Below are 20489 nucleotides of genomic sequence, written 5' to 3' on the forward strand. Positions count from 1 at the left end.
CCACGCCGTACTTCTCGGCCAGAGCCCGCTCGGCTTGTGGCGCTACGTGGTATCGGAGTAGGTCCGGCCACCATTCACGGGGTGCACGTCCGCCCGGGTAACCGCACCCTGTACGTGGCGGTGGCCGTATGACCGCGGTCGTGCGCTGGCGGGGCGAGCGGGAAACTTTCGCCCCGTGGCGGTGCGGTACGTCGCGCCCCGACGCACGATGGAACAGCCCGCCGCCTCCGGCGGCGGCGACCGCACCCGGCCGGGAAGCGCCCGGCCGTCGCGCCACTCAGGGAGCGATCAGCCGATGCCAGCCAGCGCAGCGACCCGGACCGACGAGACGTACGACGTGATCGTGGTGGGCGCAGGCCCCACCGGCGAGAACGTCGCCGACCGGGCGCACGCCGCCGGGCTGAGCGCCGTCATCGTCGAGAGTGAGCGCGTCGGCGGTGAATGCTCCTACTGGGCCTGCATGCCGAGCAAGGCGCTGCTGCGTCCGGTCACCGCCCGCTCCGAGGCCCGCCGGGTACCCGGCCTCAAGGACGCGGCCGCCGGGCCCCTCGACGCCGACGCCGTCCTCGCCCACCGCGACGCCTTCGCCTCACACTGGAAGGACGACGGGCAGGTGCGGTGGCTGGAGTCGATCGGGGTGCCGCTCGTGCGCGGTCAGGGCCGCCTGGCCGGGCCGCGGAAAGTCGTCGTGGACGGCGGACGGACGCTGCACGCCCGGCACGCCGTCGCCCTCTGCACCGGCAGCCGTGCCGTGCTGCCGCCGATCCCCGGGCTGGCCGACGCGGAGCCCTGGACCAGCCGCGAGGCCACCAGCGCCGCGTCCGTGCCGGGCCGGCTGGTCATCGTCGGCGGGGGCGTCGTCGGCGTCGAGATGGCCACCGCCTGGCGGGCCCTCGGTGCCTCGGTCACCCTCCTCGTACGGGGCGACGGGCTGCTGCCCCGGATGGAGCCGTTCGCCGGAGTGCTGGTCGCCGAGTCGCTCGCCGAGGCGGGGGTGATGCTCCGTACCGGCACCGGCGTCACACGGGTGCGCCGGGAGGCGCCGGGCGGGCCGGTCACCGTGGAGCTGGACTCCGGCGGGGAGATCGTCGCCGACGAACTGCTGATCGCCACCGGGCGCGCGCCGCGCACCGACGACCTCGGCCTGGAGACCGTCGGCCTCACACCGGGCTCGTGGCTGACCGTCGACGACACCTGCCGCGTCACCGACCTCGCGGACAACGACTGGCTCTACGGCGTCGGCGACGTCAACCACCGCGCCCTCCTCACCCACCAGGGCAAATACCAGGCCCGGATCGCCGGGGCCGCCCTCGTCGCCCGCGCGCAGGGCGTGCCGATCCTGGAGACCGACCGCTGGGGCGCGCACGCCGCCACCGCCGACCACGCCGCCGTCCCGCAGGTCGTCTTCAGCGACCCCGAGGCCGCGGCCGTCGGCCTGAGCCTGGCCGAGGCGGAGCGCGCCGGGCACCGGGTCCGCGCCGTCGACGCCGACCTCGGCGCCGTCGCCGGCGCCGCTCTCTACGCCGACGGCTACCGCGGGCACGCCCGGATGGTCGTCGACCTGGACCGCGAAATCGTCCTCGGGGCCACCTTCGTCGGCCCCGGGGTCGGTGAACTGCTGCACTCGGCGACCCTCGCGGTGGCCGCCGAGATCCCCCTCGAACGCCTCTGGCACGCCGTCCCCGCCTACCCGACGATCAGCGAGGTCTGGCTGCGGCTGCTGGAGGCGTACCGCGGCTGACCCGGGAGCGGGCCGGGCGGGGGAGAGGGGTGCCGGGCGGGGGAGACGTGATCCGGCGCCCGGCACGGGGGCGGGCACGGCTCACGCACCCGCGTCCGGGGTCTCGTCCGACGGCCACGGCTCCCCGGCCCACGGCGCGTCGCCCGTCGCCATCGCCAGCAGCTCGCTCAGTCCTTTGTCCATGCCCAGGTGCTCCTGCTCCGAGCCCGGGGGGACGACCCGCAGGGTGCGCTCCAGCCACGCCGACACCGCGGCGGCGGGCGCCTCCAGGAGCGCTTCCCCGTCCGGCGAGCTGAGCGCCAGGCAGACCAGGCTGCGGCCGTCCACCTTCGTCGGCCAGACCCGCACATCGCCGTGACCGCAGGGCCGGAACACGCCCTCGACCAGCAGTTCACGCGCGAACGTCCAGTTGACGGGCGCGTCCGAGCCGATGTGGAAGGTGATGTGGACCGCGTACGGGTCGTCGGTGCGGTAGGCCAGCCGGGCCGGCACCGGAACGCTCTGCTCCGGCGAGACGACCAGACCGAGTTCCAACTCTCGCTCCACCACGCTGTGCATCGGATTTCCACCTCTCCGCTTCGCTGTACGGGCCCCGTTGTGTTCCGCCCGCACTGGGATAGAGAGCGGGGGGCCACGGATCCTTACGCGACTTCGAGAATTTTTTTCGCGGACTTTTCCGCGGACTTCTTCCAGGTGGTTCCGGACGGGTGAACGGCCGGTACGGAACGGGGCGGACGGGACCCCGTGACGCGTCCGTGGGCGCGGGAACACCCGGGTTCGTCCGCGATTGTCCGGGGTGGGACGTCTCGGGCTCGCGTTCGAGGGCCCGGATCCCTGTGTGACGCGCGCTCTGCCGCCCCGCGGTTCTTCGTTAACCTCCTCCGTGGACGATCGACGCCGGACACGGTGCCCCCGCGGCAACCGGGCGCGGCGGACGGCCGGGCCGAGGGCCCGGGTGCGGCGTCCGGCCCGCGCGCGGCGCGGCCGGAGGCCGGCCGGTGGGCGACGGCACACAGAGCACAGGCGTGGGACGCGAGGGGAGTTGGGGACAGTGGCGGAATCCCCCGGTAGTGGTGGCAACGTACCGGCAGGGGGGTATTACCCGGACCCGTCCATCCCCGGCTACATCCGGTACTGGGACGGAACCGCATGGGTGCCGGGTACCAGCCGCCCGGCCCCGGCCGAGGGCGAGGCGATGCCCGCACCGCCCCCGGGCGCCGCGCCCGCCCCCGCGCCCGCCCCGGCGTCCGCGCCGCCCGCCGCCCCCGCGGAGGCCGGCCCGGCCCTCCCCGGCGCCGGCGAGGGGACCTCCGGCACCGGCGACGGGACCCCGCACTCCTGGGACGACCCGGCCCGTCCGCACGGCAGCGGCCCCGCACCCGCCTCCGCCTGGCGTGCCGACGCGGCCCGGCAGGGCGGCACCGGCGCCGCCGGACCCGTCTCGTGGGGCGCGCCCGACGCGGCGTCCGGTGAGGGGGAGGGCCGGGGCGCCGTTCCGTCGCCTCGCGCTCAGGACGGCGACGGGGCCGGGCCGCAGGGCGAGGCGGAGCCGGAGCAGCCGTCGCGCTCCGACGGCACGGTCACCATGCGCGCGGTCCGGCCGCCCGCCCGCGACCGGGGCACCACCACGATCCGCGCGGTCCGCCCGGGCGACGGCCCGGCGCCCAAGGACGGCGGCACGATGGCGATCCGGCTGCCCCAGCGGCCCGGGCCCGCCGCGGGCCAGGGCGGCCCGGCAGGTCAGGGCGCGGCCCCCACCCCCGGCCAGGCCCCCGCCCCCGGTCAGGCCCCGGCCGCCGGTTCCGCTCCCGCCGCGGGCCAGGCCCCCGCCGGTCCCGCCGCGTCGGCGCCGAGCGGGCCGCAGTCGATGCCCGGGGCGGGCGCGAGCGGACCGGCGTACCCGCCGCATCCGCAGCACCCGCACCCCCGGCAGGCCCCGTTCAACCCGCCGCAGGTGCCGGCCGGGCCCGGCCCGGTGCCGCCGCAGGGCGGCCCGCAGCCGGGAGCACAGCCCGGACCGGCCGCCGGTGGCGGTTTCCCGTTCCCGGGCGGCGCGGGCCCGGCGGGCGGACCGGCCGAGGACGACGGCGTCATCCCGTGGAAGCCGCCGACCGCCGACCCGTTCGCCATGGAGCAGGCGCACCCGGCGGCGCTCGGCCGGCGGCTCGCCGCCCGGCTGATCGATCTGGCCCTCCTCGCGGTGCTGACGGTCCTCGTCGCGCTGCCGCTGTGGGGCGGCGCCGTGGACCACTTCGACGCGAAGATCACGGCGGCCAAGGAGTCCGGCCGTGAGGTGACGGTCTATCTGCTCGACGGCGGCACCGCCCCGCTCTTCCTCGCGGTGCTGGCGGCGGTGGTGGTCGGCGGCGGGCTGATCGAGCTGCTGCCGACCCTCAAGTGGGGCCGCAGCCTGGGCAAGAAGCTGTGCGGGGTGCGGGTCGTGGACATCGAGAGCCACGACACCCCCGAGCTGATGTCCCTGATCAAGCGCTGGCTGGTCTTCGGCGTCCTCGGCTTCCTGGTCGTCGGCGTGCTCGACGCGGCCTGGTGCCTCTTCGACAAGCCGTGGCGCCAGTGCTGGCACGACAAGGCGGCGCGGACGTTCGTCGCCGCCGACTGACCCGCCACGCGGCGCCCGGACCGGGCGCACGCCCCGTCGGCCCCCGGCCTTCCGCCGGGGGCCGTCGCCGTCCGCGGACCCGGAACCGGCGCGCCCGGGCGCCCGGCGTGTCGTCCCCCGAACGGATCCCGCCGGATGCGGCCGGGGCCCGTAGGGGGTCGACTCGGGGCCATGAGCAGCGAGCAGCCCGGGCCCGGAGCCGGTGAACCGCCGGAGGACGACCCGTTCCTGAAGAAGCCGCAGGAGCCGCCGGCGGGTGGCGGTCCGGAGTCCGGCGGCTCCGCGGGCGGCGGCCCGCCGCCGGGTCCGTACGGCCACGACCCTTACGGGGGCGGCTCCTCCGGCCACGACCCCTACGGCGGCCGGTACGCCGACAACCCTTACGGCGGCGGGTACGGCGCCGCCGATCCGCTGGCCGGGATGCCGCCGCTCGCCGGGCGCGGGCGGCGGCTGGTGGCGCGGATCATCGACGCGATCATCATCGGCGTACCGATGTCGCTGATCATGAGCAGCATCGTCGGCTGGGTCGACTACACCAGCACCAGCAACGCCGAGACGAGCAAGCAGGCGACGGTCTCCGGCGTGACGATGCTGGTGTACCTGGTCTACGAGGGGCTGATGCTGACCCACCGGGGGCAGACGGTCGGCAAGATGGCGATGAAGATCCGGGTCGCGATGTTGAGCAACGGCTCGGTGCCGACGACGCAGGCGGGGTGGGTGCGGGCGGCGGTCTACACCCTGCCGGAGATCGTGCCGTGCTGCGGCTTCATCTTCTGGCTGGTCAACGTCCTGTGGTGTACGTGGGACAAGCCGTACCAGCAGTGTCTGCACGACAAGGCGGCCAAGACGGTGGTGGTATCGGCCGCCTGACGTCTTCTCATCTGCGAGCGCCCCGGTGGCCGACGGCCCGCCGGGGCGCCGTCGCGTCCGGTGATCGCCTCACGCCGATCGGATAACGTACGTCGCTGTCGTGTTCAAGTCAAGATCTGTCTTTTCCGGCGCCTCTCCGGTCAAATTCCCTTCAAGATGCCCGCGCGAAGGGGAGGAAAGCGCCAAGTGAGAGAGCGAAGAAGGGTGTTCCGACCGGCCGTCCTGGCCACGGCAATCGCCGCGATCGGGGCGGCCTCGTTGTCGTCCGGGGCGGCCGTCGCCGCCCCCGACACCCACCCGGCCGCCGCCCGCCGGCACGACCCCGCCCCCGAGCGGAGCACCGACCACGACCTCAAGGGCCCGTTCAGCGAGCGCCAGGCCGCGCGCCGCGAGGAGGCCGTCAAGCAGGTCCTGGACGGCGACGCCAAGCCGACCCGCAAGGGCGCCTCACAGGTCGTCAAGCTGGGGAAGAGCAAGTACGTCGAGCTGGCCCGGGAGAAGACCGACAAGATCTTCACGATCCTGGTGGACTTCGGCGACAAGGTCGACGACACCACGGTGTACGACCCGGACGGCGACGGCCCCCAGCCGCCCGTGAAGAAGTACGGCGGCACGCCGGGCCCCGCGCACAACACCATCGCGCAGCCGGACCGCAAGGACGACAACAGCACCGCCTGGCAGCCGGACTTCAACCGCCAGCACTTCCAGGACCTCTACTTCTCGCACGACAAGAAGAAGGAGTCGCTGGCCAAGTACTACGAGAAGCAGTCGTCCGGCCGCTACTCCGTCGACGGCGAGGTCACCGACTGGGTCAAGGTCGACTGGAACGAGGCCCGCTACGGCTCCAACTACTGCGGCGACACCAACTGCGCCAACGCCTGGGACCTGGTCCGCGACGGCGTCAACAAGTGGGCCGAGCAGCAGAAGGCCGCCGGCCGCACCGCCGAGCAGATCAAGGCCGACCTCGCCCAGTACGACCAGTGGGACCGCTACGACCACGACGGCGACGGCGACTTCAACGAGCCCGACGGCTACATCGACCACTTCCAGATCGTGCACGCCGGTGAGGACGAGTCGGCCGGCGGCGGCGCGCAGAAGACCGACGCCATCTGGGCGCACCGCTGGTACGCGTACGGCACCGACGCCGGCAAGACCGGCCCGGCCGACAACAAGGCCGGCGGCACGCAGATCGGCGACACCGGCATCTGGGTCGGCGACTACACCATGCAGCCGGAGAACGGCGGCCTCGGCGTCTTCGCCCACGAGTACGGCCACGACCTCGGACTGCCCGACGAGTACGACACCACCGGCAGCGGTGAGTCCTCCGTCGACTTCTGGTCGCTGATGTCGTCCGGCTCCTGGCTGGGCACCGGCAAGGACGCGATCGGCGACCTGCCCGGCGACATGAGCGCCTGGGACAAGCTCCAGCTCGGCTGGCTCAACTACGGCAAGGCGAAGGCCGCGACGGCCTCCACCCACAAGCTGGGCGTCGCCGAGTACAACACCAAGGACAAGCAGGCGCTCGTCGTCGACCTGCCCGCGAAGACGGTGAAGACCGAGATCGTCCAGCCCGCCGAAGGCTCCCACCAGTGGTGGAGCGACATGGGCAACGACCTCAAGAACACCCTCACCCGCCAGGTCGACCTCACCGGCGCGACGAAGGCGCAGCTCGCCCTCAAGGGCTGGTGGGACATCGAGGAGAACTACGACTTCCTCTACGCCGAGGTCTCGACCGACGGCGGCGCCGACTGGACCGCGCTGGACGGCACCGCCGACGGCAAGGCCATCCCCCGCGACGGCGGCGACAAGCCTGGCCTGACCGGCACCTCCGGCGCCTACCGCGACCTGGTCTTCCCGCTCGACGCCTACGCCGGCAAGAAGATCGACCTGCGGTTCCGCTACCAGACCGACGGCGGGCTGGCCCTCAAGGGCTTCGCCGCCGACGCGCTCTCCGTCACCGCCGACGGCAAGCCGGTCTTCACCGACGGTGCCGAGGGCGACGACAACGGCTGGACCGCCAAGGGCTTCTCCCGCATCGGCGCGTCCTTCACCAAGGACTACCCGCAGTACTACCTCGCCGAGAACCGCCAGTACGTCTCGTACGACAAGACGCTGAAGACCGGTCCGTACAACTTCGGCTGGACCACCGACCGGCCCGGCTGGGTGGAGCACTTCCCGTTCCAGAACGGCGTCCTGATCTGGCTGTGGGACACCTCGCAGGCGGACAACAACGTCGGCGAGCACCCGGGCCACGGCCAGATCCTCCCGGTCGACGCGCACCCGAAGGCCGAGAAGTGGGCCGACGGCAAGCTGATGCGCAACCGCTTCCAGACGTACGACGCGACCTTCACCGCACAGCGCACGGACGCCGTCCGGCTGCACAAGGACGGCAAGGCCGTGAAGATCGCCTCGAAGAAGGGCGTGACGCTCTTCGACGACCACAGCGGCGTCTACTACGACAAGGCCAACCCGACCGGTGGGGTGCTCGTTCCTGACACCAACACCCGGATCAAGATCACCAAGGAGGCCAAGGACGGCTCCACGGTGACCCTCCAGGTGGGCCCCGCCACAAAGAAGTAAGAGAACCGCAGGTCAAACCATGATCGGCCGTCGCCCTCTAGCGGGCGGCGGCCGATCGCGTTTAGATGCGTGAGACCACTTCTTGTTGACACCCAGCCTCACGGGGGAGAAATGCAGATGTCCCAAGGCGGCTTCATCAAGCTTCCCGGCGGAAGCGTGGTGGTCGCCCTGGCGCTGCCCAGACCCGGCGGCGACGACCGCCGGGTGCGTGTCCTCGTCCACGCCGCCAACCGCCAGCGCGCCCTGACCAGGCTGCGCAACCTCGGCCTGCGCGCCGTCTACCTGCGCGGCAACATGCGCCCGCCCACCCCGGACGAGGTGACCGCCGTCCTGCACCACCCCGACGGCGTCGTCTGGCGCCAGACCCTGGACGACGACACCGAGTCCTGGCACCCGATACGCGCCCTGCTCCGCCCGGCACGGGCCGCCTGACCCGCACCGCGACCGACAGCGGCGGCGGGCGCCGGAGCGGCCCGTCAGCCCCCGGCCAGCACCGGCGTACCGGTCAGCTCCGCCCCCGCCGCCCGCAGCTGGGCCAGCGCCCGCTCGGTGGTGGGGGCGGCGACCGCCGCGGTCAGACCGAGCAGCACCCGGGTGTGCAGCCCGGCGTGGAGCGCGTCGAGCGCGGTGGCCCGGACGCAGTGGTCGGTGGCGATACCGACCACGTCCACCTCGGTGACGTCATGGGCGCGCAGCCAGTCGGCCAGCTTGGTGCCCTGGTTGTCCGCCCCCTCGAAACCGCTGTACGCGGCCGCGTACGCGCCCTTGTCGAAGACGGCGTCGACGGCGCCGGAGGAGACGGCCGGGGCGAAGTTGGGGTGGAAGCCGCTGCCCTCGGACCCGGCCACGCAGTGCACCGGCCAGGAGTCCACGAAGTCCGGGTGGTCGGAGAAGTGCGCGCCGGGGTCGATGTGGTAGTCGCGGGTGGCCACCACATGGTGGTACGTGTCCCCGGCGCGGCCCACGAGATCGGTGATGGCGGCGGCGACGTCCCCGCCGCCCCGCACCGGGACGCTGCCGCCCTCGCAGAAGTCGTTCTGTACGTCGACGACGATCAGTGCCCGGTGCATGGTCGGTGCCTTTCCGACGGAGGGAGTGACGGCCGGAACGGCCGGGACAGCGGTGAGGCGTGGGGCCCGTAGGGCCGAGCGTAGCCACGCCCCGGCCACCCGGGGAGGGGGTGTGCGCCACCCGGGTGGCGGATCGCGGCGGGTGTCCGCCGCGGCCGGTGGCTCAGTGGTACTCGGTGGGCAGCACCGGCTCGCCGCGGGAGAGCTGGGTCGCCGAGAGCGGCAGCCGCGCGCGGGCGGCGATGTGCCGGTCCCGGGCGGCGTCCAGCGGCTCGCGGGCCACCACCTTGCCGCCGGTGACCAGCGGCACCAGCAGCTGGTGGCCGGCCAGCTCCGCGGGGACCTCGCCGGTGCCGACGACCTCCGCCTCGGCGACGCCGTTCTCGTCCGGCCGCCGCGCGGCCCACTTGCGGCCGCCGACCGACGACTTGCCGCCCAGCGACTTCTTCGCGACCGGCCGCAGCGGCGCGTCCGGGTCGTCGCTCTGCGCGCGGGCGACCAGCTTGTACACCATCGAGCAGGTCGGATGGCCGCTGCCGGTCACCAGTTGGGTGCCGACGCCGTATGCGTCCACGGGCGCGGCGGCGAGCGAGGCGATGGCGTACTCGTCCAGATCGCTGGTCACCACGATCTTGGTGTTCACCGCGCCGAGCTCGTCCAGCTGCTGGCGCACCCGGTGGGCGACGAGCAGCAGATCGCCGGAGTCGATGCGGACGGCGCCCAGCTCCGGGCCCGCGACCTCGACGGCCAGCCGCACCGCCTCCGTCACGTCGAAGGTGTCGACCAGCAGCGTGGTGCCGCGGCCGAGCGTGTCGACCTGCGCGGTGAACGCGTCCCGCTCGGTGTCGTGCAGCAGCGTGAAGGCGTGCGCGCTCGTGCCGACGGTGGGGATGTGGTAGCGGAACCCGGCGGCCAGGTCCGAGGTGGTGTGGAAGCCGCCGACGTAGGCGGAGCGGGCGGCGGCGACCGCGGCCAGCTCGTGGGTGCGGCGGGCGCCCATCTCCATCAGCGGGCGGTCCCCGGCGGCGACCGACATCCGGGACGCCGCGGCGGCCACCGCGGAGTCGTGGTTGAGGATGGAGAGGACCACCGTCTCCAGCAGCACCGCCTCGGCGAAGGTGCCCTCGACCCGCATGACCGGGGAGCCGGGGAAGTAGACCTCGCCCTCCGGGTAGCCCCAGATGTCGCCGCGGAAGCGGTAGCCGGCCAGCCACTCCAGCGTCGGCTCGTCCAGGATGCCGCGGTCGCGCAGGAAGCTCAGGATGGTCTCGTCGAAGCGGAAGTTCTCCACCGCGTCCAGCACCCGGCCGGTGCCGGCGACCACGCCGTAACGCCGGCCCTCGGGCAGGCGCCGGGTGAAGACCTCGAAGACCGAGCGCCGGTCGGCGTTCCCGGACCGCAACGCGGCCTGCAGCATGGTGAGTTCGTACTGGTCGGTGAAGAGTGCCGTCGACGGCACCGCCACCGGCAGCCCCAGGTCTGCTGTGTTCATGCGGAAGATGCTACCCCCATTACTCGTCAGATTGACGATTTCTGGTGGCCGGGCCCGTGATACCGCTCACGGCGGGCGCCGCGTCCCGCCGCGGGCGCCTGCCGCGGCGCTGCCCGCCGGCCCCCGGACGCGGGTGTCCGGCGCCCGCCGCGGACCCCCGTCCGACTCACCCGCCCAGGGGCGTTTGTGCGCGGCCCGGCCCCGGGTGGCAGCATGGGGCGTGTGAGTGTCCCAGTGGAGATCGAGCGCCCCGAGTCGAGCGAGGCACCCTACGAGGTGCCCGAACCCGACGTTCCCTGGGTCACGGTCGTCCACAACGACCCCGTCAACCTCATGAGCTACGTCGCCTACGTCTTCCAGTCCTACTTCGGCTACAGCAAGGACAAGGCGCACCAGCTCATGCTCGACGTCCACCACAAGGGCCGCGCGGTGGTCTCCAGCGGCAGCCGTGAGGAAATGGAGCGCGACGTGCAGGCCATGCACGGCTACGGCCTGTGGGCGACCCTTCAGCAGGACCGCTGATGGCCGGCCACTTCGAACCCCGGCCCGGCGGCGGTGCGGCCGTCACCCTCGACGAGGTCGAGATCTCCATCCTGCGCAGCCTCGCCGTGCAGCTCCTGGAGCTGGTCGGCCCCGGCGACGACAGCGGCGACGCCGCGGACGACCTGCTCGCCTCCGTCTTCCGGGACGGCCCGAGCGAACCGCCCGCCGACCCCGTCCTCGCCCGCCTCTTCCCGGATGCGTACGGCGGTCCGGACCGGGTGCCGGACGACGACGTACGCGCCGCCTCCGCGGAGTTCCGCCGCTACACCGAGAACGATCTGCGCGCCCGCAAACGCGACGACGCGCTCGCGCTGATCCGGTCGCTCGACGCGCTGCACCCCGAGCCGGAGACCGGCGCCGTGCTGCGGCTCACCCCCGAGGAGTGCCGCCGCTGGCTCGGCGGGCTCAACGACCTCCGGCTCGCCATCGGCACCCGCCTGGAGGTCACCGACGAGGACGACGGCGGGGAACTGCTGCGCCTTCCGGAGTCCGACCCCCGTAAGCCGATGGTGCTGGCCTACCTCTGGCTCGGCGGTCTCCAGGAAACGCTCGTCGAATCGCTCATGTCCTGAGTCCTGGTTACCATTCCTCAGGCGTTCGCTCAGAGAATGCTCAAATCCGGATAACGATCCCATCTCGCACGCGTGCGCCTTGCCGATTGTTTAGGACTTTGTCCTAATTTTCGCGCGACCTTGCCTTACCACGTCCCTGGTCGCCCTCCGAGGCGCCGTGATAGATGTTCACGACCTGCCGTGAGCGACGCCACCCCTGTCGCTGCGGGAGCGCTGAGCCGGCCACCGCCGGCGTGCAGGAACTCCATCCGGGGGGATCGGAACCCGATCCGGACAGACCGGGTCGGTATGGAGAAAGGCGCACCACTCATGACCTCTGTGCAGGTCGATCAACAACACGACGGCAATGAGGCCGCTGGAAAAGGCCCGGAAGAGGGCTACCAGCGGGGTCTGGGAAACCGCCAGATCCAGATGATCGCCATTGGTGGCGCCATCGGTACCGGCCTGTTCCTCGGGGCGGGCAAGGCGATATCCAAGGCGGGGCCCAGCATCATCCTGGCCTACGCGATCGTCGGTCTCGTCATCTTCTTCATCATGCGGGCGCTGGGCGAACTGCTCATGTACCGCCCGGTCTCCGGCTCCTTCTCGGAGTACGGACGCGAATTTCTCGGCCCCTTCATCGGCTTTGTGACCGGCTGGACCTACTGGCTTTTCTGGGTCGTGACCGGAATCACGGAAGTCACCGCCGCAGCCACCTACATCCACTACTGGAACCACGACATACCCCAATGGGTGTCGTCGCTCGTCTTCACCGTCGCGCTCTTCGGGATCAACCTGATCTCGGTAAAGATCTTCGGTGAGCTGGAATTCTGGTTCTCGATGGTCAAGGTCACCGCGATCATCGGCATGATCCTCATCGGTCTCGGCGTTATCATTCTCGGTTTCTCGAATGCCGGTGAGACCGCTTCCTTCAGTCACCTCTGGGCCGACGGCGGATTCTTCCCGAAGGGCATCGGCGGCACGCTGATGACTCTTCAGATCGTGATGTTCGCGTTCCTCGCCGTCGAACTCGTCGGCGTCACCGCGGGCGAGGCGAAGGACCCGAAGAAGGTGCTGCCGAAGGCCATCAACACCGTGCCGTGGCGCATCGGCCTCTTCTACATCGGTGCGCTCATCATCATCCTGTCGGTCGTCAGCTGGACGGTCTTCGAGCCCGGCGTCAGCCCGTTCGTCCGTGCCTTCCAGGAGATCGGCCTGCCCGCCGGCGCCGGCATCGTCAACTTCGTCGTGCTGACCGCCGCCCTCTCGTCCGCCAACTCCGGGATGTACTCCACCGGCCGGATGCTCCGCGACCTCGCGGTCAACGGCCAGGGGCCGAAGCTCTTCACGCACCTGAGCAAGAACGGCCTGCCCACCTGGGGCACCGGCGTCTCCGTCGCGATGATGCTGGTCGGCGTCTGGATCAACTACCAGTGGCCCGGCGACGCGTTCAACTACGTCGTGTCCTTCGCCACGATCTCCGGCATGTGGGCCTGGATCGTCATCCTCATCTCGCAGCTGCGCTACCGGGCCAAGGCCGACCGCGGTGAACTGCCGCAGTCGGAGTTCAAGGCGCCCGGCGCCCCGTACACCTCGATCTTCGCCCTCGCGTTCATCGGCATGGTCATCGTGCTGATGGGCATCGACCCGGACGCCCGCATCTCGCTGTACGCGGCGCCGATCTGGGCGGTCATCCTGGGCGTCGGCTATCTGTCCATCAAGCGCCGGTCGGCCGAGGTCTTCGCGGCCCGCGCCACCGTCCCGGCTCCGGCCACCGGGGAGCAGCAGCCCGGCAAGGACGCCAAGGACTGACCGGCCCCACCTCCGGCGACGGGCCCGTATCCACCGCATCTCCACGGTGGGCACGGGTCCGTCGCCGTGTGCCCGGCCGCTTCCCGCACCCGCTCCCGGCCGCCGGGAAGGCCCTCCTATCCTTGCCGCATGCTGACCCTGACCCAGGACCTCCACGACCGGATCGTCGCGCACGCCCGCCAGGATCACCCGGACGAGGCGTGCGGCGTCGTCGCGGGACCGGCCGGCAGCGACCGCCCCGAGCGGTTCATCCCGATGCTCAACGCCGCCCGCTCGCCCACGTTCTACGAGTTCGACTCCGCCGACCTCCTCGCCCTCTACCGCGAGATGGACGACCGCGACGAGGAGCCGGTGATCGTCTACCACTCGCACACCGCCACCGAGGCGTACCCCTCCCGCACCGACGTCGGCTACGCGGGCGAGCCCGGCGCGCACTACGTCCTCGTCTCCACCGCCGACACCGACGACGCGGGCCCCTTCCAGTTCCGCTCGTTCCGCATCGTGGACGGTGAGATCACCGAGGAGGAGGTCCGGATCGTCGAGGCGTACGCCTGACGGACCGGGCCCGGGCGGTCCGCCCGGGGGCGCCCTGCGGGCTGGGTGGGCCGCCGTGACCTGGGACGATCCGCCGCCCCGGGCGGACCGCCGCCCGCCGTGTCCCACCTGATGTACACAACCGTCCGCATCCTGGGACGAGGTATCAAAACCCGGACCGGGAATCGATACGATGACCGCATGGTTGACCACGACGTGAGCGAGCAGAGGAGGGCCATGCGGCAGCAGGCTCCGCTCGTCACGCGTCGCTCCGCCTCCGCCCTGCTGGGCGCGTTCGGCTGCGGAGCCGCCCGGCTGCACATCGATCTGTGCCGCCTCACCAGCGCCCTGTGTCCGGGCCGCGCCGCGGCCTGACCCGGGCCCGCACCACCCGCCACACCCGCACCGCCGCACGCCGTGCACACGGGCCACAGAGCCCCCCGCCCCCGCACTCCGACAGGAGCACTCTCATGGCCATCGAGGTCCGAATCCCGACCATCCTGCGCACCTACACCGACGGCGCGAAGGCCGTCCAGGGCAGCGGGAGCACCCTCGCCGACCTCGTCGACGACCTGGAGAGCCGCCACGCGGGCATCAAGGAGCGGCTGGTCGACGGCGAGCAGCTGCGCCGCTTCGTCAACGTCTACCTCAACGACGAGGACGTCCGCTTCCTGGACGGCATCGCCACCAAGCTGACCGACGGCGACCACATCACCATCCTCCCCGCCGTCGCCGGTGGCTCCACCGCCGCGGACCGCCCGGCGGACCTGGTCTGACATGCGGTACGACTCCCCGCTGGCGGCGGTCGGGAACACCCCTCTCGTCCGCCTGCCGCGCCTCTCGCCCTCCGCCGACGTCCGCATCTGGGCCAAGCTGGAGGACCGCAACCCCACCGGCTCCGTCAAGGACCGCCCCGCGCTCCACATGATCGAGCAGGCGGAGAAGGACGGCCGGCTCCCCCCGGGCTGCACGATCCTGGAGCCCACCAGCGGCAACACCGGCATCTCGCTCGCCATGGCGGCCAAGCTCAAGGGCTACCGCATCGTCTGCGTGATGCCCGAGAACACCTCGTCCGAGCGGCGCGAACTCCTCGCGATGTGGGGCGCCGAGATCATCTCCTCGCCCGCGGCGGGCGGCTCCAACACCGCCGTGAAGGTCGCCAAGGAGCTCGCCGCCGAGCACCCGGACTGGGTGATGCTCTACCAGTACGGCAACCCCGACAACGCCGGTGCGCACTACGCCACCACCGGCCCGGAGATCCTCGCCGACCTCCCGTCCGTCACCCACTTCGTCGCGGGCCTGGGCACCACCGGCACCCTCATGGGCGTCGGCCGCTATCTGCGCGAGCAGGTCCCCGGCGTGCAGATCGTCGCCGCCGAACCGCGCTACGACGACGTGGTCTACGGGCTGCGCAACCTCGACGAGGGCTTCATCCCCGAGCTGTACGACGAGTCCGTGCTCACCACGCGCTTCTCCGTCGGCTCGGAGGACGCCGTCGCCCGCACCCGCGAACTCCTCGCGGAGGAGGGCATCTTCGCCGGGATCTCCACCGGTGCCGCCCTGCACGCCGCGCTCGGCGTCGCCCGCAAGGCGCTGCGCGCCGGGGAGAGCGCCGACATCGTCTTCGTCGTCGCCGACGGCGGCTGGAAGTACCTCTCCACCGGCGTCTACACCGCCGAATCCACCGAGGCGGCCATCGCCACCCTGCACGGCCAGCTCTGGGCCTGAGCCCGGAGCGCACCACGGCGGGCGGTCCCCCGAAGGGGCCGCCCGCCGCCGTATGCCACCGGCCGGGCGCCGCCTCAGCCTCCGCCCCGCCGCCCGTCCGCCCCGCCGTCCTCCCGGACATCCGTACGATCCCCGTCGCCGGGCGGGGACCCCGGCGGCGAGGGCTCCGCGCTGCCGCTGCCGGCACCGGTGCGGGTGCCCGCGCCGTCCGCCGGGCGTCCGGCCGCTGCCGCCCGCCGCCCGCGCCGCCGCGGCGGTCGCCTGCTCCGGCCCCGGCCGTCGACCACCGCCGCGACCAGCGCCAACGCGACCACCGCCACCAGCGCGGGCCACCACGAGCCGTCCATCGCCGTCTCCCCTCGCCGCCGCCGGTCCGCCGTCCGTCCGCTGCGACCGTACCGGCGCCGGCCCCGTACGGCACGGCGGACGGGCCCTTCGTACGGCCCACCCGGACTGGTGATTCCGCCCACAGCTCGCCCCGCCACAGGAGCGGCACCACCCCGTGCGCCTTACCCTCGTGGGCACCGCACCGCGCGACCGGACCCGCCGGGCACCCGTACGGACCGGCCACCTGCCGGACACCACGGCCCGGCACGGTCCGCCGCTCCGCCGTCCCCGCACAGGAGGTTCACGCCCGCATGAAGCTCACTGTCGTCGGATGCTCCGGGTCGTTCCCCTCCGCGGATTCGGCCTGTTCGAGCTACCTCTTGGAGGCCGACGGCTTCAGGCTGCTCCTCGACATGGGCAACGGCGCCCTCGGCGAGCTGCAGCGCCACTGCGGTCTCTACGACCTCGACGCCGTCCTGCTGTCCCACCTCCACGCCGACCACTGCATCGACCTGTGCGGCTACTTCGTCGTCCGCTACTACCGCCCGGACGGCGGCCGTTGCGCGCCGATGCCGGTGTACGGTCCGGCGGGCACCGAGCGGCGGCTGACCGCCGCCCACGCGGATCTGCCGTACGACGGCGCGATGAGCGAGGTCTTCGACTTCCGGACGCTGACGCCGGGGACGTTCCCGATCGGCCCGTTCACCGTCCGGGCGGAGCGCGTCTGCCACCCCGTCGAGGCGTTCGGCTTCCGCATCGAGCACGGCGGCCGGTCGCTGACGTATTCCGGCGACACCGGGCCCTGCGCGGCGCTCGACGAGCTGGCCGAGGGCACCGACCTCTTCCTCTGCGAGGCGTCGTTCACGCACGGCAAGGAGGACATCCCCGATCTGCACCTCAACGGCCGCGAGGCCGGCGAGGCCGCCGCGCGCGCCAAGGCCGGACGGCTGATCCTCACCCACATCCCGCCGTGGACCGACCCGGACATCACCCTGCGCGATGCGCAGAAGGTCTACGACGGCCCGGTCGAGACGGCCCGCGCGGGCACGGTCCACGAGGTCTGACCGGCCCGGACACGGAAAAGGCGGCGGCCCCGGGAACGCTCCCGGGGCCGCCGCCGCGTCATCTGCGGGGAAGCCGCTACTTCGTCAGCGACGCCTTCCCGCCGGACTTCGCCGCAGTCTTCGCCTCGGCCTTGCCCGCGCCCTTCTCCGTCTCCGGCACCTCGTCCTCGGGCTCGCGGCCCGGCGTCGGGAGGTTGAACTTGACGATCGCGAAGCGGAAGAGCGCGTAGTACACGACCGCGAAGCAGAGGCCGACCAGCGCCAGCAGCCACGGCTTGGTGGCGATGCCGAGGTTGAGGACGTAGTCGATCGCGCCGGCCGAGAAGCCGAAGCCGTCCTTCATGCCCAGCGCCCAGGTCAGGGCCAGCGACACACCCGTCAGCACCGCGTGGATCGCGTAGAGCACCGGCGCGATGAACATGAAGGTGAACTCGATCGGCTCGGTGACGCCGGTGACGAAGGCGGTCAGCGCGAGCGAGAGCATCATGCCGCCGACGACCTTGCGGCGCTCCGGGCGGGCGCAGTGCACGATCGCCAGGCAGGCGGCGGGCAGCGCGAACATCATGATCGGGAAGAAGCCGGTGGTGAACTGCCCCGCCGACGGGTCGCCGGCCAGGAAGCGGGCGATGTCGCCGTGCTTGCCGTCGTAGTCACCGGCCTGGAACCACGGGAACGAGTTGAGCAGGTGGTGCATACCGACGGGGATCAGCGCGCGGTTGGCGACACCGAAGACACCGGCGCCGACCGCGCCCGAACCGACCAGCCACTCACCGAAGTTGTGCAGCCCGGTGCCGAGCACCGGCCAGATGTAGCCGAAGACGATGCCGATGACCAGACCCGCGAAGGACGACAGGATCGGCACCAGCCGGCGGCCGCTGAAGAAGCCCAGCCAGTCGGGGAGCTTCTTGCGGCTGTAGCGCTGGTAGAGGAGGGCGACCACGATGCCGATCACCACACCGCCGAGCACACCCGCGTTCACCGGCGGCGCGACGTCGGCTATCTTCCCGTCGACCACCTGCTGGACCTTGGGCAGGCTGTCGTCCGTGAAGGTGCCCAGCACCTTGCTGAAGACGAGGTAGCCGACGACGGCGGCGAGCGCGGTGGAGCCGTCGGCCTTCTTCGCGAAGCCGATGGCGATACCGACCGCGAACAGCAGCGGCATGTTGTCCAGGAGCGCACCGCCGCCCGCCGCCATGAACTCGGCGAGCTTGTTCAGGAACGCGGGGAAGTTGTCCCGGCCGAGCATGTCGGGCTGGCCGAGGCGGACCATGAGCGCCGCGGCGGGCAGCGTGGCGATGGGCAGCATGAGGCTGCGGCCGATGCGCTGGCCGACGGCCATCGCTGCGGAGCCGCGGCTTTTCTTCTCCGGTGCCGCCGAGGCAGTGGCCGAACTCATCGGATTCCTCCAGGTGCGGCGGGCACTCATGGGGTGCGGCCCGCTTGTTGTCTACACCACTCAGTGGTTTAGACCATTCTTAGCACGTGGCCCCGGCCGAAAGGAATCCATTCTTCCCAGTGGTGTGGACCACATGCCGGCCGGGCCCGGAGGAAGGTACCCGAACGGCCGGGCGACGTGGCGCCGCGACGAGGAGAAGCGCAGGTCAGGGCAGGTTTCCGCCCCCGTCACCCAGAGGGCGCCGCCCGCCCTCGCCCCGCCCACGGTACGGCCTCGCGGCCACCGGCCGGCAATCCGGGAACCCGCCGTACCGCCCCCGCTACTTCACGTTCTCCCGCTCCAGTTCCTCCGCCACTTCCACCGGCTCACGCCCCGGCGTCGCCAGATCGAATTTCGTGATCACGAACCGGAACAGCACGTAGTAGAGCGCCGCGAAGCACAGCCCGATCGGAATGATGAGCCACGGTTTCGTCGCCAGCCCCCAGTTGATGACGTAGTCGATCAACCCCGCCGAGAAGCTGAAACTGTCGTGCACCCCCAACGCCCAGCACACCGCCAGCGACACCCCCGTCAGCACCGCGTGGATCCCGTACAGCACCGGCGCGATGAAGACGAAGGAGTACTCGATCGGCTCGGTGACCCCGGTGACGAACGACGTCAGCGCCACCGACAGCATCAGCCCGCCCACCTCCTTACGGCGCCCCGGACGCGCGCAGTGCGTGATCGCCAGCGCCGCCGCGGGCAGCGCGAACATCATGATCGGGAAGAAGCCGGTGGTGAACTGCCCCGCCGTCGGATCACCCGCCAGAAAACGGTTGATGTCGCCGTGCACCACCGTGCCGTCCGGCTTGGTGAAGTCGCCGAACTGGAACCACACGAACGTGTTCAGGAACTGGTGCAACCCCACCACCAGCAACGCCCGGTTCGCCGTCCCGAAGATCCCGGAGCCGATCCAGTCCAGATCCGTCAGCCACTTGCTGAACGACGTCAGCGCCGCACCCACCGGCGGCCACACGAACAGGCAGACCGCCGCGAACACCAACCCCACGAACGCCATCACGATCGGCACCAGCCGCCGCCCGTTGAAGAACCCCAGCCAGTCCACCAGCTTGACCCGGTGCAGCCGCTGCCAGCACCACGCCGCCGCGAACCCCAGCACGATGCCGCCGAACACCCCCGGATTCTGGAACGTCGCCGGCGCCGCCCTCCCCGCCCCGTCCACACACACCCCGCCCCACGGCCCCGCCTGCGCGAACGTCTGCCCCGACGGACACACCACGGGGAACTGGTGCAGCACCGCGAAGTAGACGAGGAACCCCACCACCGCGGCGAGCGCCGTCGACCCGTCCGCCTTCTTCGCCATCCCGATCGCCACACCCACGCAGAACAGCAACGGCAGCCCCAGCCCCGAATCCAGCAGCGCACCCCCCGCCCCCGCGAAGACCTTCGCCACCGGCTCCCAGCCCAGCCCGTCCGCGCCGAACACGTCCGGCTGCCCCAGCCGGTTCAGGATGCCCGCCGCGGGCAGCACCGCGATCGGCAACTGCAGGCTGCGCCCCATCTTCTGCATCCCCTGGAAGAGATGCGCGCCCCGCTTCGTGCGGGGCGCGGCCGCCGCGCCAGAACTCATCCGCCACCTCCGGCAACCGCCCGCCGACACCGTGCCCGGTGGGTACCGCATACTGATGGTGTAGACCACTTGGGGTGCGGCGCCGGGCCCCCGGTACGCGCTCCGGGTGATCGCTATCCTTCGCCAGACAGCGGACAAACGCCCGTAAAGCTGGGCTGAACGTGCGTTACGGTTCGTCAACCGCAGGGCACGACCGCACCCCGCACCACCGCCCGGCACCCTCGCCGGCGGCCGAGACAAGCAGGAGTGGACATGGCATCCAAGGCCGAGAAGATCGTCGCCGGGCTCGGCGGACTCGACAACATCGAAGAGGTCGAGGGCTGCATCACCCGCCTGCGCACCGAGGTCTCCGACGCCTCCCTGGTCGACGAGGCCGCCCTCAAGGCCGCCGGCGCCCACGGCGTCGTCAAGATGGGCACCGCCATCCAGGTCGTCATCGGCACCGACGCGGACCCGATCGCGGCGGAGATCGAGGACATGATGTAGCCGGACCTGCTTGCTCCCCGGGCCCCGGACCGCGTGCCTGCGCAC

General features: G+C 72.0%; 20 protein-coding genes. 14 read left to right on the forward strand and 6 right to left on the reverse strand.

Annotated features, from left to right (window positions below; translation table 11 throughout):
- Positions 1 to 295 precede the first annotated feature (295 nt).
- The gene (locus ACF1BH_RS27545; protein ID WP_391646709.1) at positions 296 to 1741 is read left to right on the forward strand and encodes a dihydrolipoyl dehydrogenase family protein; all 1446 of its coding nucleotides are present in this window, start codon (positions 296 to 298) and stop codon (positions 1739 to 1741) included.
- Between the two features lie 81 nt (positions 1742 to 1822).
- Here the strand turns inward: ACF1BH_RS27545 and ACF1BH_RS27550 are convergent, their stop codons facing one another.
- Positions 1823 to 2299: an SsgA family sporulation/cell division regulator gene (locus tag ACF1BH_RS27550; protein ID WP_391646711.1), complete on the reverse strand. Its 477-nt coding sequence runs from the start codon at positions 2297 to 2299 to the stop codon at positions 1823 to 1825.
- A 493-nt stretch (positions 2300 to 2792) separates the two neighbouring features.
- Here ACF1BH_RS27550 and ACF1BH_RS27555 point away from each other — a divergent pair, with 493 nt between their 5' ends.
- The 4 genes from ACF1BH_RS27555 to ACF1BH_RS27570 all read left to right on the forward strand — a co-directional run bounded on the left by ACF1BH_RS27555 (position 2793) and on the right by ACF1BH_RS27570 (position 8243).
- On the forward strand, positions 2793 to 4361 hold the full coding sequence (locus ACF1BH_RS27555) for an RDD family protein (RefSeq protein WP_391646713.1): 1569 nt from the start codon (positions 2793 to 2795) through the stop codon (positions 4359 to 4361).
- A gap of 171 nt (positions 4362 to 4532) precedes the next feature.
- Positions 4533 to 5231 (forward strand): RDD family protein, encoded by a 699-nt coding sequence (locus ACF1BH_RS27560; protein WP_391646715.1) that lies wholly within the window; start codon positions 4533 to 4535, stop codon positions 5229 to 5231.
- A 156-nt stretch (positions 5232 to 5387) separates the two neighbouring features.
- Positions 5388 to 7811, forward strand: a complete 2424-nt coding sequence (locus ACF1BH_RS27565) for an immune inhibitor A domain-containing protein (protein WP_391646717.1) — start codon at positions 5388 to 5390, stop codon at positions 7809 to 7811.
- Between the two features lie 117 nt (positions 7812 to 7928).
- Positions 7929 to 8243, forward strand: a complete 315-nt coding sequence (locus tag ACF1BH_RS27570) for a hypothetical protein (protein WP_391646776.1) — start codon at positions 7929 to 7931, stop codon at positions 8241 to 8243.
- Positions 8244 to 8287: 44 nt separating this feature from the next.
- Here the strand turns inward: ACF1BH_RS27570 and ACF1BH_RS27575 are convergent, their stop codons facing one another.
- Positions 8288 to 8881, reverse strand: a complete 594-nt coding sequence (locus ACF1BH_RS27575; protein WP_391646719.1) for an isochorismatase family protein — start codon at positions 8879 to 8881, stop codon at positions 8288 to 8290.
- A gap of 163 nt (positions 8882 to 9044) precedes the next feature.
- Positions 9045 to 10373 carry a nicotinate phosphoribosyltransferase gene (locus tag ACF1BH_RS27580; protein ID WP_391646721.1) on the reverse strand — a complete coding sequence of 443 codons (1329 nt, stop codon included), beginning with the start codon at positions 10371 to 10373 and terminating at the stop codon, positions 9045 to 9047.
- A gap of 213 nt (positions 10374 to 10586) precedes the next feature.
- Here ACF1BH_RS27580 and clpS point away from each other — a divergent pair, with 213 nt between their 5' ends.
- From clpS to ACF1BH_RS27615, 7 genes are all read left to right on the forward strand, one after another.
- Complete coding sequence (gene clpS, locus ACF1BH_RS27585) at positions 10587 to 10895, forward strand: ATP-dependent Clp protease adapter ClpS (RefSeq protein WP_345084787.1); 309 nt, start codon at positions 10587 to 10589, stop codon at positions 10893 to 10895.
- Positions 10895 to 11488, forward strand: a complete 594-nt coding sequence (locus tag ACF1BH_RS27590) for a DUF2017 domain-containing protein (protein WP_391646723.1) — start codon at positions 10895 to 10897, stop codon at positions 11486 to 11488. Before clpS ends, ACF1BH_RS27590 begins: the two co-directional genes overlap by 1 nt.
- Before the next feature lie 309 nt (positions 11489 to 11797).
- Entirely contained in the window at positions 11798 to 13279 is a 1482-nt protein-coding gene (locus tag ACF1BH_RS27595; RefSeq protein ID WP_391646725.1) for an amino acid permease, read from the forward strand.
- A gap of 129 nt (positions 13280 to 13408) precedes the next feature.
- Complete coding sequence (locus ACF1BH_RS27600; protein WP_030283363.1) at positions 13409 to 13834, forward strand: Mov34/MPN/PAD-1 family protein; 426 nt, start codon at positions 13409 to 13411, stop codon at positions 13832 to 13834.
- 180 nt (positions 13835 to 14014) lie between these two features.
- Positions 14015 to 14188, forward strand: a complete 174-nt coding sequence (locus ACF1BH_RS27605) for a putative leader peptide (RefSeq protein WP_391646727.1) — start codon at positions 14015 to 14017, stop codon at positions 14186 to 14188.
- Positions 14189 to 14283: 95 nt separating this feature from the next.
- The gene (locus ACF1BH_RS27610; RefSeq protein ID WP_391646729.1) at positions 14284 to 14589 is read left to right on the forward strand and encodes a MoaD/ThiS family protein; all 306 of its coding nucleotides are present in this window, start codon (positions 14284 to 14286) and stop codon (positions 14587 to 14589) included.
- Position 14590: 1 nt separating this feature from the next.
- Positions 14591 to 15541, forward strand: a complete 951-nt coding sequence (locus ACF1BH_RS27615) for a PLP-dependent cysteine synthase family protein (RefSeq protein WP_391646731.1) — start codon at positions 14591 to 14593, stop codon at positions 15539 to 15541.
- A gap of 74 nt (positions 15542 to 15615) precedes the next feature.
- Here ACF1BH_RS27615 and ACF1BH_RS27620 read toward each other — a convergent pair whose 3' ends face one another.
- Positions 15616 to 15888: a hypothetical protein gene (locus ACF1BH_RS27620; RefSeq protein ID WP_391646733.1), complete on the reverse strand. Its 273-nt coding sequence runs from the start codon at positions 15886 to 15888 to the stop codon at positions 15616 to 15618.
- A gap of 291 nt (positions 15889 to 16179) precedes the next feature.
- Here ACF1BH_RS27620 and ACF1BH_RS27625 point away from each other — a divergent pair, with 291 nt between their 5' ends.
- Positions 16180 to 16932 carry an MBL fold metallo-hydrolase gene (locus ACF1BH_RS27625; protein ID WP_391646735.1) on the forward strand — a complete coding sequence of 251 codons (753 nt, stop codon included), beginning with the start codon at positions 16180 to 16182 and terminating at the stop codon, positions 16930 to 16932.
- Between the two features lie 76 nt (positions 16933 to 17008).
- Here ACF1BH_RS27625 and ACF1BH_RS27630 read toward each other — a convergent pair whose 3' ends face one another.
- Both ACF1BH_RS27630 and ACF1BH_RS27635 read right to left on the reverse strand, forming a co-directional pair.
- A complete protein-coding gene (locus ACF1BH_RS27630; RefSeq protein WP_391646737.1) occupies positions 17009 to 18328 on the reverse strand; it encodes a PTS transporter subunit EIIC in 1320 nt (439 codons plus the stop codon).
- Positions 18329 to 18647: 319 nt separating this feature from the next.
- Positions 18648 to 19958 carry a PTS transporter subunit EIIC gene (locus ACF1BH_RS27635; protein ID WP_391646739.1) on the reverse strand — a complete coding sequence of 437 codons (1311 nt, stop codon included), beginning with the start codon at positions 19956 to 19958 and terminating at the stop codon, positions 18648 to 18650.
- 252 nt (positions 19959 to 20210) lie between these two features.
- Here ACF1BH_RS27635 and ACF1BH_RS27640 point away from each other — a divergent pair, with 252 nt between their 5' ends.
- A complete protein-coding gene (locus ACF1BH_RS27640) occupies positions 20211 to 20444 on the forward strand; it encodes a glucose PTS transporter subunit EIIB (RefSeq protein WP_168102456.1) in 234 nt (77 codons plus the stop codon).
- Positions 20445 to 20489 lie beyond the last annotated feature (45 nt).

The sequence above is a fragment of the Streptomyces sp. NPDC014733 genome, from assembly GCF_043083385.1.
In the GTDB taxonomy this organism is placed as follows: Bacteria; Actinomycetota; Actinomycetes; order Streptomycetales; family Streptomycetaceae; genus Streptomyces.

What these genes read in the sequence shown, in the direction of transcription:
- ACF1BH_RS27600 (WP_030283363.1), top strand. Translation starts at nt 13,409, where the DNA reads ATGCTGACCCTGACCCAGGACCTCCACGACCGGATCGTCGCGCACGCC.
- ACF1BH_RS27590 (WP_391646723.1), top strand. Translation starts at nt 10,895, where the DNA reads ATGGCCGGCCACTTCGAACCCCGGCCCGGCGGCGGTGCGGCCGTCACC.
- ACF1BH_RS27545 (WP_391646709.1), top strand. Translation starts at nt 296, where the DNA reads ATGCCAGCCAGCGCAGCGACCCGGACCGACGAGACGTACGACGTGATC.
- ACF1BH_RS27610 (WP_391646729.1), top strand. Translation starts at nt 14,284, where the DNA reads ATGGCCATCGAGGTCCGAATCCCGACCATCCTGCGCACCTACACCGAC.
- ACF1BH_RS27615 (WP_391646731.1), top strand. Translation starts at nt 14,591, where the DNA reads ATGCGGTACGACTCCCCGCTGGCGGCGGTCGGGAACACCCCTCTCGTC.
- ACF1BH_RS27630 (WP_391646737.1), bottom strand. Translation starts at nt 18,328, where the DNA reads ATGAGTTCGGCCACTGCCTCGGCGGCACCGGAGAAGAAAAGCCGCGGC.
- ACF1BH_RS27560 (WP_391646715.1), top strand. Translation starts at nt 4,533, where the DNA reads ATGAGCAGCGAGCAGCCCGGGCCCGGAGCCGGTGAACCGCCGGAGGAC.
- ACF1BH_RS27620 (WP_391646733.1), bottom strand. Translation starts at nt 15,888, where the DNA reads ATGGACGGCTCGTGGTGGCCCGCGCTGGTGGCGGTGGTCGCGTTGGCG.
- ACF1BH_RS27565 (WP_391646717.1), top strand. Translation starts at nt 5,388, where the DNA reads ATGCCCGCGCGAAGGGGAGGAAAGCGCCAAGTGAGAGAGCGAAGAAGG.
- ACF1BH_RS27580 (WP_391646721.1), bottom strand. Translation starts at nt 10,373, where the DNA reads ATGAACACAGCAGACCTGGGGCTGCCGGTGGCGGTGCCGTCGACGGCA.
- ACF1BH_RS27635 (WP_391646739.1), bottom strand. Translation starts at nt 19,958, where the DNA reads ATGAGTTCTGGCGCGGCGGCCGCGCCCCGCACGAAGCGGGGCGCGCAT.
- ACF1BH_RS27570 (WP_391646776.1), top strand. Translation starts at nt 7,929, where the DNA reads ATGTCCCAAGGCGGCTTCATCAAGCTTCCCGGCGGAAGCGTGGTGGTC.
- ACF1BH_RS27605 (WP_391646727.1), top strand. Translation starts at nt 14,015, where the DNA reads ATGGTTGACCACGACGTGAGCGAGCAGAGGAGGGCCATGCGGCAGCAG.
- ACF1BH_RS27550 (WP_391646711.1), bottom strand. Translation starts at nt 2,299, where the DNA reads ATGCACAGCGTGGTGGAGCGAGAGTTGGAACTCGGTCTGGTCGTCTCG.
- ACF1BH_RS27640 (WP_168102456.1), top strand. Translation starts at nt 20,211, where the DNA reads ATGGCATCCAAGGCCGAGAAGATCGTCGCCGGGCTCGGCGGACTCGAC.
- ACF1BH_RS27595 (WP_391646725.1), top strand. Translation starts at nt 11,798, where the DNA reads ATGACCTCTGTGCAGGTCGATCAACAACACGACGGCAATGAGGCCGCT.
- ACF1BH_RS27575 (WP_391646719.1), bottom strand. Translation starts at nt 8,881, where the DNA reads ATGCACCGGGCACTGATCGTCGTCGACGTACAGAACGACTTCTGCGAG.
- clpS (WP_345084787.1), top strand. Translation starts at nt 10,587, where the DNA reads ATGGGGCGTGTGAGTGTCCCAGTGGAGATCGAGCGCCCCGAGTCGAGC.
- ACF1BH_RS27625 (WP_391646735.1), top strand. Translation starts at nt 16,180, where the DNA reads ATGAAGCTCACTGTCGTCGGATGCTCCGGGTCGTTCCCCTCCGCGGAT.